The following is a 15,118-nucleotide window of genomic DNA, read 5'->3' as shown; positions in this document are numbered from 1 at the left end:
CTCAGGCGGGTTCGAGGCGGGCGGCGTGACGCTCGATTTCGGCGGCCAGCTCCCCCATCCCCGCGAGGACGGCGGCCTCGTCGATCGTCTCGAGCGTCCGGTCGCGCAGGACCCAGCGGCCATCGATCATGACCGAGCGGACGTCGTCGCGGCCCACCGTGTAGACGAGGTGTCCGTAGACATCGTACATCGGCGTCAGGTGCGGGCGGTCGAGGTCGATGAGGATGAGGTCGGCACGGTAGCCTTCCGCGAGCCGTCCCACGCGATCTCCCAGCCCCAGGGCCTCGGCCCCCACCGTGGTCGCCATGCGGACGATTTCGTGGGCGGGCGTGATGACCGGATCCATGTGAACGCCCCGCTGCAAGAGCCCCGCGAAACGCATCGCGGTCCACATGTCGAGGTCGTTCGAACTCACGGGTCCGTCCGTGCCGAGGGCGACGGGAATCCCCTCCTCCATCAGGCGCGCGATCGGCGCGATCCCGGACCCGAGCTTGAGGTTCGAGAGCGGGTTGTGGAGGACCGCGGCCCCTGTGTGCCGGAGACGCGCGAAATCGTCGTCGGCCAGGTGGACGCAGTGCGCGAGTACCGTGTGCCCGTCGAGGATCCCGAGTTCATCGAGGTGTGCGACCGGCGTGTGCCCGAAGCGTTCGATCGTCTGCCGCACTTCGGTCGCCGTCTCCGAGCAGTGCGTGTGGAAGAGGGCGCCGGCGCGGTCCGCGAGGTCGCGCGCCGCCCGGAAGCCGTCCGGCGACACCGTGAGCGCATTGTGCGGCTGCACGCACGGGGTGATCAGCGGTTCCTCCGCGTAGCGCTCCAGCCAGCGCTCGCCCACGGCGACCCTTTCCTCCACCGAGACGCCGTCGGGCCCGTCGAAATCGAAGAAGATCGGTCCGGTGAGGAGCCGGAAGCCCGCGCCGAGCGCCGCGTCGGTCGCGGCCTCCGGGAACCAGAACATGTCGAGCGCGCACGTCGTCCCGCTCCGGATCATCTCCGCCAGCGAGAGCCGCGCCCCCAGTTCGACGCTCTCGCGGCTGACGAACGCGCGCTCGGAGACCCACAACCGCTCCAGCCACGCCTCGAGCGGCAACTCCTCCACCAGACTCCGGAAGAGGGAATCGCCCAGGTGCGTATGCGCGTTCACGAGTCCGGGCATGACCAGCATCCCGGAGGCGTCGATCGTCTCGGCGGCGGCGATGCCTTCGAGGTCCCCGCGTGTTCCCACCGCGACGATCTCGCCGTCCCGGCTTGCGATGGCGCCCGAGTCGAGTATTCGCTCGCCGGAATCCATGGTGACGGCCAGGGGGCCGAGGATGAGCGTGTCCACAGGTTGCATGTGACGGTTCCGGGGAGGTTGACGGTTAGTGCGGGCTGGTGAGGCGCAATCTCTCTACCCGCGGGGGGGATTTCAAACGGCTGCCCCCTCCCGGTGGCCGGATCGCTTGGCCGCTCTCCGGCCCGCCCGCTAGATTCTCGATGCGGTTCTTGCCGAGCAGGCAAGTGTCGCAACGGCCCCGTAGCTCAGGTGGATAGAGCGCGGGATTCCTAATCCCGAGGCCGCTGGTTCGAGTCCAGCCGGGGTCATCGCCGCACGTCGCGCTCAGTTTCCGACCACGTTGACCCGCATATACCAGATCCGTCCCGCCACGCCGTAGGGTGATTCGGAGGGGTACTCCATCGTCCAGAGTTGCGCGACGGCGTCGTCCGGGAGACGGTTCGGCAGGCGGTCAAGCAGGTTGTTCGCTCCGACACCCACCTGGATGCGGTCGCCCACCCGGAAGCTGACCTCCAGGTCGGCGATGGTCGCCGCGTCGATCGTGACGTTTTCCTCGAAGATGAACGGGGTCGTGACGGAACCGATGCGGTTCAACCCGAGCCTCGCACCGAGACCCCGAGCGAACCGAAGGTCGGCGCTCACGCCGATCCGCTGTCCCGGCTGGGAGTCCTCGATGAGGGTCTGCTGGGTGTCCCCGATGAAGTTCTCGTTGCGGTTGGCGGTGATCTCCGTGCTGTTCCGGTGCAGGCTGGCCGACAGGTCCGCGGCCCCCCAGTCCATGCCGCGGAAGTGCCAGGTCGCCGCCAGGTCGAATCCCTGCGTGCGCGTGTCGATCGCGTTGGTCCAGAACGCCACGGCGTCCACCGGCCGACCCTGGAACTGCGCGCCGGGCCGAAGTCCGTGGCTCGGGTCGAGGCTCCGGGTCAGGGCGATCGCGTCGTTGACGGCGACGCGGTAGTAGTCCGCCGTAACCAGCAGGCCGGCGTCGTTGGAATAGACGAGCCCGCCCGTAAAGCTGAGCGATGTCTCGTGGTTCAGCGAACAGGCCCCGAAGTCGGAGCACGCGATATCGTCGCCCTCGGGCAGGAATCCGGCGCTCACCAGACCCTCGCTGCCGCCCACGAAACCGATCGTGTTGAACCCCCGCTGCGGGAGTCGCGGCGCCCGGAAGCCCGTGGAGACCGCGGCGCGGACCGCGGCGCCCGTTTCGCCCAGCTCCAGGCGACCGGCCAGCTTGCCGGTCAGCGAACTTCCGGCGTCGGTATAGTGCTCATAACGAAGGGCGCCACCCAGCGTGCGCCCGCTCGGCGAGCGCAACTCCATGTCTGCATACGCTCCGACGCTGCTGCGATCCTGTTCGCTCAGCCGCGCCGAGGCCGGGCTGTAGCCGGGGTAGCCCTGGATCCCGCAACTCGCGTAGACCGTCCCGTCGTTCTGGTGATGGGCTGCCGGAAAGCTGCCGGGCGTATCGCTCGGCCCGCACGCCCACGAGGCCCGGTCGCCGGCTTCCATCCAGTACGAGTCCCTCCGGAAGGCTCCGCCGACGGCCAGAAACGCCGGGGTCGAGCCCACCTCGGTCTCCCGCGTCGCATCTGCGTTCAGCGTCCACTGACGTACGTTGAGCCCGCCGCTGAACGTGTTTCTGGGTCCGGCGTTGGCGGCGATGGAGGCTCCGTCGGCCCCGGGGTTCCGTGCCAGGAACTCCGCCGCGTAGGACGGATTGATCGAATTCGCGGCGCCGAAGGCGAACCGGCCGTGTCCGAACCCGAGACTGAGATCTCCCGACCAGGCGCCCATATCGCCCCGAAGACCCGCCACGGCGGACTTGTCCATCAGATCCGACTCCTCGATGGGGAAGAAGCCGTCCGGATAGACGTAGCTGACCGAGCGAGGCACCCAGTCCGCCTTGCGGTACAGGCCGTCCGAAACCGCTTCGCGCCCGGAGTATCCCCCGAATGCATAGAATTCAGCCGATTCGCCGACGGGGACCGCGGCGTTGGCCATGAAGGCCGCGCCCCGGTAATCGGGTTCGCCGTTTCGCTGCAGCTGGATGACCTTTCCGCCATCCGCACAGGGGCCGTAGGACGGATCGGGACCGAAACAGGTGGGTGCCTCGCCGGCCCGGTTCGTGACCTCCTGCCGCGCGACCTCCATCGTGATGTTGAAGAAGCCGTCTCCGAGCGGAACCCCGGCGTTGGCCGAAGTGAACAGCCTCATTCCGTCGCCGCGCGAGGTCTGGCCGAGGAGGGTGGCGGCGCTGACGCCGCTGGCGTCGTCCTTGAGCACGATGTTGATCACGCCGGCGATGGCATCCGAGCCGTACTGCGACGCCGCGCCCTCGCGCAGGACTTCGATCCGCTTGATGGCGTGGACCGGAATGGCGCGCAGGTCCGTGCCCGTCGTCCCCTGCCCGGCCGCCGCGAGCAGCTTGGCGAATGCGACTCCGTGGCGCCGCTTGCCGTTGACCAGGACGAGCACCTGGTCGCCGTTCATGCCGCGCAACGTGGCGACGTGAAGGGCCGCGCCATCGCCGGCGGACAACCGCGTGGAATTGAAGGACGGCGCGATGCTGCCCAGCACCTCTGCCAGGTCGACTTCGCCGAGCCGCGCGATTTCCTCCGCGCTGTAAATGTCCACGGGGACCGAAAGCGTCGCGGGGTCCGCGACACCGGCCCGTGACCCCACCACGACCTCGAGTTCCTGGACCACGACGACGGTGTCCGGGGGTTCCTGAGCCGAGAGCGAGCCGGTCGAAGCCAGCGTTGCGAGGACCACCGGGGCGAAGAATGCCGGAGTTTTCATAATTTTTAGTCCTTCGTCGGAGCGCCTTTCCCGGAGGGATCCCCGACCGGGCGCCTCGGCGCTCTCGACAGCTCGTGGATTTCCGGGACACCGCAACAAGTATCATTATACGTCAAACGACCCGCGGGTTTCACCCACCGGGAGGCACCATGGCTCGCAGCCGACTCCGTCCATCGTTCATCCTTACGGGAATCGCGGTTCTCGCCCTCGTCTTCCTTCTCGTGCAGGTGGCGCCGGATCCGGTGGATTCGGCCGCGGTCGCGGGTCCGGACTCGCACGCCGACCTCGTGACGCTGTTCGACGAATGGCGGGCATTCGAGCGCCCCGCCTTCGTGGATGGCGTGCCGGACTACTCGGCGGCGGCGATGGCGCGGCAGCAGCAGGAACTCCCGCGGTGGCAGGTGCGGCTGGGCAGCGACGCCCCGGAGGACTGGTCCGTGGCGGAACAGATCGACTGGCACCTGGTCCGCGCCGAGATGAACGGACTCGACTTCGACCACCGCGTGCGTCGCCCCTGGGCGCGGGACCCCGGCTTCTACGTGACGATCTTCGCGGCGGAGAGCGACGTGCCGGCCCACGAGGGGCCGGTCATCCACGGCTGGATCGACCTCTGGACGTACGACTACCCGCTTTCGGAGGCGGATGCCGCCGAACTCGCGGGTCGCATCGGCGCGATCCCGACGCTCCTGGGACAGGCCCGCGACAACCTCGCGGACTCGAACGCACGGGACCTCTGGCTGGGCGGCCTCCGGGCCTTTCGGGGCCAGGTCCGGGACCTCGACGACCTTGCGGCGCGGGTGGCCGGGACGAGCGCCGCGCTCGACGAGTCCATCGCCGACGCGCGCGCCGCCTCGGAGGCGTTCATCGCGTGGGTGGAAGAGGAGGCGCCCTCCCGCACCGGACCCTCCGGCGTGGGGCGGGAGAACTACACGTGGTACATGCAGAACGTGCACCTCGTCCCGTATTCGTGGGAGGAACAAGTCACGATCATGCGCCGCGAACTCGCCCGCGCCCACGCTTCGATGCGGCTGGAGGAGAACCGCAACCGGGATCTGCCGGAACTCGAGCGCATCGCTTCGGCCGAAGAATACGACCGAAGGCTGAACGAGTCCGTCGACCGCTACATGCGCTTCCTCGACGAGGAGGAGGTGGAGACGACGGAAGAGTGGATGGCCCCGGCCCTCCGCGCCGTGAACGGGAGCTTCACGCCCGCCGCTCCCGGCGAGATCCGGAACTTCTTCTCCGAGGTGAACTACCGCGATCCGGACGCCTTCCGGCCGCACATGCACCACTGGATCGAACTCGCGCGCATGCGGGTGGACCCTCACGCCAGCCCCATCCGGGCCACGCCATCGCTCTACAACATCTTCGACGCCCGTTCGGAGGGACTCGCGACGGGCGTGGAGGAGATGTTCATGCACCTCGGGCTGCTCGAAGGCTCGCCCCGCTCCCGCGAACTCACGTGGATCATGCTGGCGCAGCGGGCCGCGCGGGCCCTGAGCGGCCTCTACCTGCACGGCGGCGTATTCGACATGGAGGAGGCCGTGGCCCACGCCATGAAATGGACGCCGCGGGGGTGGCTGCCGGACGGCGCCCTCGTGCGCGGCGAGCAGAGCCTCTACCTGCGGCAGCCGGGGTACGGGACGAGTTACGTGACCGGCAAGATCCAGATCGAGGAACTGCTCGCGGAGTACGCCATCCAGGAAGGCGAGGACTTCAGCGTGAAGCGATTCTTCGATGCCTTCTACGATGCCGGGGTCATCCCCACCGTTCTCACGCGCTGGGAGATGACGGGCGAGAAGGATGCGATCCTGGAGGCGAACTGACGCCCGCCGGCCCGGGCCGCTCCGCCCGTACGAGCGGCCATATGAGCACCCCCGCGCGGATATCCCCCCCGTGGGCCGCCCCGTGAGCGTTCCGGCATGAGCGCAACCTGGGTTCAGACGTCGCGGCGGCTCCTCCCTCGGCTTCGGAGACTCTCCCGCGAGATCCGGCCCACCTTCCATCTCGACTCGGTGGCCGAGATGAGCCCCGGAGCGCTGCGGGACCTGGGCGTCGAGGCGGTGCTGTGGGACGTGGACGGGACGCTGATGGGGCACCACGAGGACAGCGTGGATCCGGCGCTGGCCCCCGCGTTCGAGGCCCTCCTCGCCGCGACTGGGCTGCGGCACGCGATCGTTTCCAACTGCGAAGAGGAGAGATTCGCCGAACTCGGGACCATCTTCCCGGAAGTGCCGGCCGTGCTCGGCTATAAGACGGGGACGGGGCCCGTGTTCCACATTCGGCGCGGGGCGGCGGACGAATGGCGCGGGCGGGGAGACGCCGGCGGGGCGAGCGCCAGGACCCTGCGGCCGATCCGGAAGCCGAGCCGGCGTCTCGTGCGGGCCGCGCTGGAGGAACTGGACCTCGCGGACCGTCCCGACGCCGCCCTCATGGTCGGCGACCAGTACTTCACGGACATCGCGTCGGCCAACCTGGCGGGCGTTCGCTCGGTGAAGGTGCGGACCCTGCACCGTGGGAGTTTTCCCGCGCCCGTCCGCCTCTCGCAACGGCTCGAAGGCGTCCTGTACCGGCTGAAGCACGGACGTCCCCGGATCGGGCTGGCTTGACTCGATCCGCCCTCGCCGCGCTCGAGCGGGAGGTCACGGCGTGCCGGAAGTGCCCGCGGCTCGTCGAGTGGCGCGAGCGCGTGGCGCGGGAACGCCGGGCGGCCTTCCGCGACGAGACGTACTGGGGGCGTCCCGTGCCGGGGTTCGGCGACCCGGCCGCGCGGCTCCTCATCGTAGGGCTCGCCCCAGCCGCGCACGGTGCCAACCGAACGGGCCGCATGTTCACCGGCGACCGGTCGGGCGACTGGCTCTACCGGGCGCTGCACCGAGCCGGGTTCGCCTCGCAGCCCGGCTCGACCGGATGCGACGACGGGCTGGTGCTCCGGGCCGCCTGGGTGACTGCCGCCGTGCGCTGCGCCCCGCCCGCAAACAAGCCCACCGCCGGGGAGCGCGACCGCTGTCGCCCCTACCTCGAGCGCGAACTCGACCTCTTCGCCGACGCCCGCGTCGTCGTCGCCCTCGGCGGCTTCGCCTTCGCCCAACTCCTGAGGATCTTCCGCCACCGTGGCGAGACGGTGCCGCGCCCCGCGCCCCGCTTCGGCCACGGCGTGGAGGTCGGCATCGGACGCCACGTGCTGATCGGCTCCTACCACCCGAGCCAGCAGAACACCTTCACCGGCACGCTCACCGAGCCCATGTTCGACGCCATCTGGACCCGCGCCGCCGAACTCACCATCCCCTGACCCGCTCCCCGTGGGGGGACGGGGCTACCCTTCGGAAGGATCCAGCAAGCGCACGCCCGTCGGCTCGAAGTGCCGGACGTTCCGCGTGACCACGGTCAAGCCGTGCTCCAGGGCCGTGGCCGCGATGAGCAGATCCGATCCTTCATGGCCGATCGAAGCCGAGAGCTGTCCCCAGCGCCGCGCCGTCGCCGCGTCGATGCCGATGAGCCGGTCACCGTGCAGGAGGAGCAAACGATCGAGCCAGGTGGCGAGAGCCCTGGCGAAGTCAGGGTCCCGGCGACGCTGCAGGGCGATCCCACGCTCGATCTCGCCGACGGATATGACGCTGAGGTGGAGGTCCACCGTCCGCTGGCGGGCCAGCCAGTCCGCAATGGCGGGTGCCCGTTCCGGCCTGCGGTGAGCCGATAGTACGTCCGTGTCGAGGAGGAACACCTAGAACTCTACATGCCGGGGTCTCACCCGGGGCCGCTCCAGCGTGTCCCCACCGTCGGGCATCGAGAGCAGCAGTTCGGCGAAGCCCGGAGCCGTCGCCTTCTCAAGCCGACGAAGCCGTTCGTACTCCCCGACGGCGACCACGACCACGGCCGGCTTGCCCCGGCGCGTGACGCGCTGCGGCTCGCCTGCGACCGCGGCGTCGACCACCGCGCTGAATCGGTTCTTCGCATCGTAAAGCGGCCAATCCGTCATCTCTGCTCCGGATTCCAGAGGTCAGTATCTATCTAGATATTATATCTAGCTATTTTCATGGTCAAGGCCACCGCGCAAACGCGGGCGTCGCCGGGGGGCAGCACCCGCGGTCGGGGGGGCGCCCCTACGCCGCTTCTATGTCGGTGCGCCCGAAATCCCGGCCCTTGAAGAGCAGGGGCTCGCCGGCCGTTCGCGCCAAGGCGTAGACAAAGCAATCTCCCAGGTTCAACGCGGCGGGATGGTTCCCCTTTCCGTAGCACCTCCACGCGTCTCGAGCCCCGGCGGCGTGCTCCCGGGTGACGGGAACCACCTCGATCTGTACTCGCTCCAGCAGGTCATCGAGGTCCTGTCCGGCACCGAAGCCGCCTCTGGCCTCGGCGACCATGGCCGCCTCGACCAATGTGACCGCGGAGATGCGAGGCGCGGAGGCCAGCGAGATCGCGCGCTCGAACCGTTCCGCGTCTTCTTCACGAAACAGAATCGACAGGATGGCGGAGGTGTCGATGATCACTTCGGGAGGCCGTGCTCGTCATAGAGGAAATCGCCGTGCTCGACCGCGGAGGGGCCAGGCTTGAGCCTTGCGGCGCAGCGCTCGCCGATGGCGCGGAGGTCGCGCATGAGCGCCTCGGCGTCTCGCTGTCGCTTCTCGCGTTCCAGGCGTTCCCGCAGGGCCACGGTGATCGCTCCCGTCTTCGTTTCTCCGGTCAGACGGGCCAGTTCATCGGCCAGCCGGCACGTCTCCTCGTTCTTGATGTTCAGGCTCATCATCCACCTCTCAACGCCCTCCTCGACGCCGCCTCGACGCCCCCTCGACGCCCCCTCGACGCCCCCTCGACGCCCCCTCGACGCCTCTCTAAATGTACCCCCCGAAGACCGATGGTAGAAAGAGGTTCAAAGATTCTACCCTGGCTCCACGCCGAGGTTCGGCACAACCGGAATCGCGCCCAGCCCTTGCCCCGGGTGGCGGCGGGCGGCGCATGTTGGAGCATCGCGCACCCACAGGAGGAGACACACAAATGAGGAGCATCACCCGCCGGCTCGCGCCGGCTCCGGCCCCGATCCTCGGCGCAGCCCTGATCCTCGGCACCGCCCTGGCCTCGCCCGCGGGCGCGACCGCCCAGGAGAAGCCGACGCTCGCACCGGACGATTACGACAGGTGGGAGCGCCTGGGGCAAGCCACGCTTTCGCCCGATGGGCTCTGGCTCGCCGTCGTGGTCCGGCGCGTGGACGAGAGTTCGGAGCTTCGCATCCACAGGACCGACTCCGATTCGGTCGTCGTGGTGGCCGAGGGTTCGCGTCCCGAGTTCGGAGGCGATGGCGGCTGGCTCGCCTTCACCGTGGGCGTGTCCCCCGACGAGCGCGACGCCATGCGCGAGCGCGGCGATCCGGTCCGCAGCGACGTCGGACTCCTCAACCTGGAGGCGGGTGAACGCGAGGACATCGACGAGATCCAGTCGTTTTCGTTCTCCGACGATGGCGACTATCTCGCCCTTCGCCGCTACGCTCCGGCCGAAGCGGAGACCGCCGGCGTGGACCTGCTGGTTCGGGACCTCGCCGGAGGCGGCACGATGAGCTTCGGCAACGTGTCCGGTCTCGCGTGGCAGGACGGGGGGAACCTGCTCGCCATGACGCTCGACGCGGCGGACCGGGTCGGGAACGGGGTTCGCCTGTACGATCCCGGGACGGGCCGCATCCGGTCGCTCGACGCGGACGAAGCGACCTACCGGGAACTGACCTGGCGGGAGGACGCCCCGGACCTCGCCGTCCTCAAGACCTTCGATGACGAGGCGTACGAGGACACGGCGCATGTGGCGCTGGCCTGGCGCGGTCTGGACTCCGGGACGCCGGCGGCGTTCTCGCTCGATCCTCGCCAACCCTCCGAGCTTCCCTCGGGCACCCGGATCGTCGAGCATCGCACCCCCGTGTGGTCGGACGATGGGGCCACCCTCTTCCTCGGCACCCAGGAGCGGATCCCGTCCGACAGCCCGTCCGATGAAGCGGGGGAGGACGGCGCCGCGGCCGACGGGGAGAGCTCCGGGGACGGCGCGGGCGCGGGCGGCGGCGATGCAGAGGACGCAGACGACGACGCGGATGCTGCGGCGGAGGACGAGGAGCGCGCCGGCGTGGAGATCTGGCATTCTCTCGACGTGGACCCGGTGCCCCAGCAGCGCGTGCGCGAGCAGCAGTTGCGACGGGAGCACGACCTCGGGGCCTGGGACCTCGAGGCGGACGAATTCCTCTTCCTGGGCGGCGATCACGCGGATCGCGCCGAGATCGCGGAGGGCGGACGGCATGTGCTGGCCCGCGACGAGACGCCCTACGACGTCGAAGCGATGTTCCGCCAGCAGTTCCACGACCTCTACGCCGTGGACGCGCGGACCGGCAGCCGGGCCGTCGTCCGGGAGCGGGTCACGCTCGACATGGGGGGCAGCCCCGGCGGTCGCTACGCGGTCTGGTTCGAGGGCGACGACTACTGGACCCACGACTTGACGACCGGCGAGACGCGCAACGTGACGGCCGGGCTCGGCGGGACGTTCGTCGACCTCGACCGGACGCCCACGCGCGAGCAGATGTCGGGCTTCGGGATCGCCGGCTGGTTGGAGGACGACGCGGCCATGCTCGTGAACGACCGCTTCGACGTCTGGGAGGTCAACCCGGACGGGTCGGGCGGCCGACGCCTCACGGCCGGCGCCGAGGACTCGAACCGGCACCGCGTCGTGCGGCTCGACCCCGAGGCCGACGCCTTCGATCCCGACGAGCCGCTCTACTATTCCACGTACAGCGAGTGGACGAAGGAGGCCGGGTTCGCGCGCGCCCGCCGCGGCGACACGCCGGAGCCGCTCATCCGGGAAGACGCCCGCTTCGGAGGCCTGCTCAAGGCGGAGGACGCCGACGTGTACGCCTTCCGGCGGGAGCGGTTCGAGGATTCGCCCGACTATTTCGTCGCCGGTCCCGATCTCGACGACGCGCGGCAGGTCACGGCCACGAACCCCTTCCAGGACGACTACGCCTGGGGCCGGACCCAACTCGTCGAATACGAGAACGAATGGGGACGCCGTCTGCAGGGCGCGCTCACCTATCCGGCCAACTACGAACCGGGCCGCGAATATCCGATGATCGTGAACCACTACGAGTTGCTGTCGCAGACACTCCACCAGTACCAGGTGCCCGATCCCACGCAGTACTACAACGTCCAGATCTGGAGCCAGGAGGGGTACTTCGTGTTCAGGCCGGATGTCGTGTACCGCGACCGGCGGCCGGGACAGTCCAACGTCGAGACGCTGCGTCCGGCCGTCGCCGCCGCCGTCGCGACCGGCATGATCGATGCCGGGCGCGTGGGCCTCATCGGCCACTCCTGGGGCGGGTACCAGACGACGTTCTTCGTCACCCAGGACGACCTGTTCGCGGCGGCGGTGGCCGGCGCGCCGCTCACGAACCTGATGAGCATGTACCTCTCATTCTACTGGAACTCGGGAGGGACGGACGCCCGCATCTTCGAGATCAGCCAGGGGCGGATGCAGGTCCCGTGGTGGGAGGACTGGGATTCGTACTTCAACAACTCGCCGATTCATCACATCGAGAATCTGAACACGCCGCTCCTCATCGAGTTCGGGACCGAGGACGGCGCCGTCGAGTTCAATCAGGGGGTCGAGTTCTACAACGCCGCCCGCCGCGCCGGGAAACAACTCGTGATGCTCGTCTACGAGGGCGAGAATCACGGACTCGCGGAGGAGCCGAACCAGCGCGACTACCAGCGCCGCATCCTGGAGTGGTTCGGGCACTATCTGAAGGGCGAGCCGGCGCCGGCGTGGATCACGACCGGCGTCCCGTTCCTGGAACAGAAAGACGGGCCCCGAAAGAAGAAGGTGAGCTGACGATGGTGATTCGCGCGCTGCTCTCACTGGGAGCGCTGCAACTCGGGCTCGCGGCGGCGCCCCTCTGCGTCGAGGCCCAGTCTTCCGAACGAATCGCGGCAGGGTTCACCTGGCGCCTGATCGGGCCGGCGATCTCCGGCGGCCGCATCGCCGATCTCGAGGTCGTGCCCGGCACGCAGTCCCACATCTACGTGGGCGCGGCTTCGGGCGGCGTCTGGAAGAGCGTGAACCACGGGACGACCTGGGAATCGATCTTCGACGACGCGGCGAACCTCTCGATCGGGGACATCGCGCTCGCCCCGTCCGATCCACTGGAAGTGTGGGTCGGGACGGGGGAACCGAACAACCGCAACAGCACGCCGTGGGGCGAGGGCGTGTATCACTCCTCGGACGGCGGCAAGACGTGGCGGCTCACGGGGCTGGAGGAGACGCGCCACATCGGGCGCATCGCCGTCCACCCCACGAACCCCGACGTCGTGTGGGTGGCGGCGCTGGGGCACCTGTTCGGCCCCAACCCCGAGCGCGGCGTCTACCGGACGACGGACCGCGGCGAGACGTGGACGAAGGTCCTCCACATCGACGACGACACCGGCTTCGTCGACCTCGCCCTCAACCCGGCGGACCCTTCGATGCTCTACGCGGCGGCGTACCAGCGGCGGCGGCGCGCGTGGGGGTTCGCGGGCGGCGGGCCGGGAAGCGGCATCTACAGGTCGACGGACGGCGGCGACTCGTGGCACGAGGTGACGGAAGGCCTGCCCGCGGGTGACAAGGGACGGATCGGACTCGCCGTCTCCGGGCGTGATCCGGCCCTGGTCATGGCCGTGGTGGAGGCCGAGGAGGGCGGGATCTTCAAGTCCCGCGACCACGGAGAGACGTGGGCGCGCGTGAACGAACTGAACCAGCGTCCGATGTACTACAGCCAGCTCCGGATCGACCCCAACGATGAGGAGCGGGTGTGGCTCGTGGCGGGGAGCCTGCACCGGTCGGAGAACGGCGGCGACAGCTTCGAGGCGCTGCCCATGGAGATCGAGTACAACACCGGCGTCCACGTGGACCACCACGACCTGTGGATCGATCCCGAGGACTCGCGTCACATGATCCTCGGGAACGACGGAGGGCTCTATTCGACGTGGGACGACGGCGACAACTGGACGTTCATCGGGAATATCCCCATCGCCCAGTTCTACGATATCGACCTGGACCTGGCGGATCCGTACCACGTCTACGGCGGACTGCAGGACAACAACTCGTACCGGGGGCCCAGCCGCACGCGTCGCTATCACGGGATCCTGAACCGCGACTGGCAGGTCCTCGATTACGGCGACGGGATGTACGCCGAGACGGACTGGGGAGACCCGGGGACGGTCTACGTTACGTCGCAGAACGCCGGGATCGTGCGCGTGAACCTCGCCACCGGCGACCGGAAGGCGCTCAAACCCTTCCCGCCGGACACGACGGTCTCGTATCGCTTCGACTGGAAGTCGCCGATTCTCGTGTCGCCACATGACGCCGCGCGCGTGTACCTGGGCGGCAACCGGCTCTTCATCTCGGACGACCGCGGGGAAAGCTGGCGCGCGACGGAGGATCTCACCCGCCAGATTCACCAGGACAGCCTCGAGCTGATGGGCGTGCGCCCGGACTCGACGACGCTCTCGAAGCACGATGGCGCCTCCGGGTACGGGGAGATCACGGCCGTGGCGGAATCGCCGGTCGAGGCGGGGGTGCTGTGGATCGGGGCTGACGACGGCTCGGTGCGGCTGAGCCGGGACGGCGGCGCGACGTGGGAGGATCTGACCGGCCAGGTGGCGGAGGCCGCGGGCGTCCCGTTCCCGTACTACGTGAGCTGGGTCGAGACCTCGCACGCGGAGGCGGGCCGGGCCTACGTGAGCCTGGACGGCCACTGGGACGACGACTACGGCCCGCACGCGGTGGTGACGGAGGACTTCGGCGCCACATGGCGCTCGCTCGCGGACGGACTCGGCGGGGCGGCGGCGGTGACGGCCACGGGCCGGGCGACGGGCGGCGGCATGGCGAGCGTAAACGTGATCCGCGAGCACCCGGACAGCCCGGACCTGCTGCTCGTCGGCGCGGAGAACGGCGCCTTCGCCTCGCTCGACCGGGGCGCGACGTGGGCTCCGGTCGGCTCGGGCCTCCCCGCCGTTCCGGTCGACGACATCGAGATCCACCCGCGCGAGAACGACGTCGTCCTCGGCACGCACGGCCGCGCCATCTGGATTCTCGACGACATCACGCCGCTGTCGCAGGGGTCCGCCGCGGCCGCGACGAACGACGGCGCCGCGCAGCTGTTCGCCCCGCGCCCGGCGACCCTCTTCCTGTACCGGAACGACGTGCCGTCGATGGGCCAGGGGACGTTCCGCGCAGAGAACCCCGCGTTCGGCGCGAACATCGACTACCGGCTCGCGGAGGCGACGGGTGACGGCATCTCGATCGACGTACTGGACGCGGACGGCCGACAGGTCCGGGCGCTGGACGGTCCGGGCGCCGCCGGCCTCAACCGGGTCACGTGGGATCTGCGGCACGATCCTCTTCCGCACGACACCGCGCGCTACGAAGTACCCAGCCTGGACGCGGGCCCCGAAGGTCCCTTCGTCCTGGCGGGCACGTTCACGGTGCGACTGACGGCGGGCGGCGAGACGCGGGAACAGTCGCTGGAGGTCCGCCCCGATCCCGAACTGCCGGTGTCCGCCGAGGAGCGGCTGGCCCGCTACGAGTTCACGATGGAACTGTTCGACCTGCAGCGGCTGGCCTACGAACGGGGCATCGAGGCGTACGACCTGGAGCGCCGGGCTTCGGATGTGCTCGAGGCGCTGGAAGGCGCGGAGGGCGTCGCCGCGGAGGATCTCGAACGGGCGCGCGAACTGGCGGGCGAGATCGAGGAGCTCGCCGACGAGTGGCGCTCGATCAACGGCGACATCCGCAACTGGTGGACCGGCCTGCGCGGCAAGTTCGACGGCGGGGTGTCGACGACCGGCTCACTGACGGGGCCGTCGGATGATCACCGCCGGCGACTGGCGCAGATCCGCGCGGAGGCCGAGGCCGCGTCGGCCCGGCTGGATGCCGCGCTGGAGGAGACCGCGCCGCAGCTCGACGCGCTGCGCGAGGCCGGAAGCCCGCCGCAGCCATGAGAAACTCGATCCCGGCCAACGGAGTACGACGTCCGTGACATAC

At 69.4% G+C, this 15,118-nt stretch carries 11 protein-coding genes and 1 tRNA gene; 6 read left to right on the top strand and 6 right to left on the bottom strand.

The genetic code is table 11. From position 1 onward, the window contains the following. Position 1: 1 nt before the first annotated feature. A complete protein-coding gene (locus ACQY5G_RS01770) occupies positions 2 to 1,333 on the bottom strand; it encodes an amidohydrolase (RefSeq protein WP_428276439.1) in 1,332 nt (443 codons plus the stop codon). Positions 1,334 to 1,507: 174 nt separating this feature from the next. Between ACQY5G_RS01770 and ACQY5G_RS01765 the strand changes: the two genes are divergently transcribed. Continuing rightward, positions 1,508 to 1,581 (top strand) — tRNA-Arg (locus ACQY5G_RS01765). 16 nt (positions 1,582 to 1,597) lie between these two features. On the opposite strand, the gene ACQY5G_RS01760 is transcribed toward ACQY5G_RS01765, so the two are convergent. Continuing rightward, complete coding sequence (locus tag ACQY5G_RS01760; protein ID WP_428276437.1) at positions 1,598 to 4,075, bottom strand: TonB-dependent receptor plug domain-containing protein; 2,478 nt, start codon at positions 4,073 to 4,075, stop codon at positions 1,598 to 1,600. 149 nt (positions 4,076 to 4,224) lie between these two features. On the opposite strand from ACQY5G_RS01760, the gene ACQY5G_RS01755 reads away from it, so the two are divergent. The 3 genes from ACQY5G_RS01755 (at position 4,225) to ACQY5G_RS01745 (ending at position 7,367) form a co-directional block, all read left to right on the top strand. Next, on the top strand, positions 4,225 to 5,901 hold the full coding sequence (locus ACQY5G_RS01755) for a DUF885 family protein (protein WP_428276435.1): 1,677 nt from the start codon (positions 4,225 to 4,227) through the stop codon (positions 5,899 to 5,901). Positions 5,902 to 5,997: 96 nt separating this feature from the next. After that, positions 5,998 to 6,684 carry an HAD hydrolase-like protein gene (locus tag ACQY5G_RS01750; RefSeq protein WP_428276433.1) on the top strand — a complete coding sequence of 229 codons (687 nt, stop codon included), beginning with the start codon at positions 5,998 to 6,000 and terminating at the stop codon, positions 6,682 to 6,684. Further along, entirely contained in the window at positions 6,681 to 7,367 is a 687-nt protein-coding gene (locus ACQY5G_RS01745; protein WP_428276431.1) for a uracil-DNA glycosylase, read from the top strand. The genes ACQY5G_RS01750 and ACQY5G_RS01745 overlap by 4 nt, the downstream gene beginning before the upstream one ends. Positions 7,368 to 7,391: 24 nt before the next feature. On the opposite strand, the gene ACQY5G_RS01740 is transcribed toward ACQY5G_RS01745, so the two are convergent. The 4 genes from ACQY5G_RS01740 to ACQY5G_RS01725 form a co-directional block, all read right to left on the bottom strand. Continuing rightward, positions 7,392 to 7,799: a type II toxin-antitoxin system VapC family toxin gene (locus ACQY5G_RS01740; protein ID WP_428276429.1), complete on the bottom strand. Its 408-nt coding sequence runs from the start codon at positions 7,797 to 7,799 to the stop codon at positions 7,392 to 7,394. Beyond that, a complete protein-coding gene (locus ACQY5G_RS01735) occupies positions 7,800 to 8,054 on the bottom strand; it encodes a type II toxin-antitoxin system Phd/YefM family antitoxin (protein ID WP_428276428.1) in 255 nt (84 codons plus the stop codon). It lies immediately after the preceding gene. Positions 8,055 to 8,178: 124 nt separating this feature from the next. Next, positions 8,179 to 8,565, bottom strand: a complete 387-nt coding sequence (locus ACQY5G_RS01730; protein WP_428276426.1) for a type II toxin-antitoxin system VapC family toxin — start codon at positions 8,563 to 8,565, stop codon at positions 8,179 to 8,181. Then, positions 8,562 to 8,822 (bottom strand): type II toxin-antitoxin system VapB family antitoxin, encoded by a 261-nt coding sequence (locus ACQY5G_RS01725; protein ID WP_428276425.1) that lies wholly within the window; start codon positions 8,820 to 8,822, stop codon positions 8,562 to 8,564. The genes ACQY5G_RS01730 and ACQY5G_RS01725 overlap by 4 nt, the downstream gene beginning before the upstream one ends. A gap of 248 nt (positions 8,823 to 9,070) precedes the next feature. Between ACQY5G_RS01725 and ACQY5G_RS01720 the strand changes: the two genes are divergently transcribed. Beyond that, a complete protein-coding gene (locus tag ACQY5G_RS01720) occupies positions 9,071 to 11,929 on the top strand; it encodes a prolyl oligopeptidase family serine peptidase (RefSeq protein ID WP_428276423.1) in 2,859 nt (952 codons plus the stop codon). A gap of 2 nt (positions 11,930 to 11,931) precedes the next feature. Then, the gene (locus ACQY5G_RS01715; protein WP_428276421.1) at positions 11,932 to 15,075 is read left to right on the top strand and encodes a WD40/YVTN/BNR-like repeat-containing protein; all 3,144 of its coding nucleotides are present in this window, start codon (positions 11,932 to 11,934) and stop codon (positions 15,073 to 15,075) included. The last annotated feature ends 43 nt before the right edge of the window (positions 15,076 to 15,118 follow it).

The organism is Candidatus Palauibacter sp., assembly GCF_965261555.1.
GTDB lineage: Bacteria > Gemmatimonadota > Gemmatimonadetes > Palauibacterales > Palauibacteraceae > Palauibacter.
The sequence above is the reverse complement of the archived record's forward strand: the minus strand, read 5'-3'. Positions and strand labels throughout refer to the sequence as shown.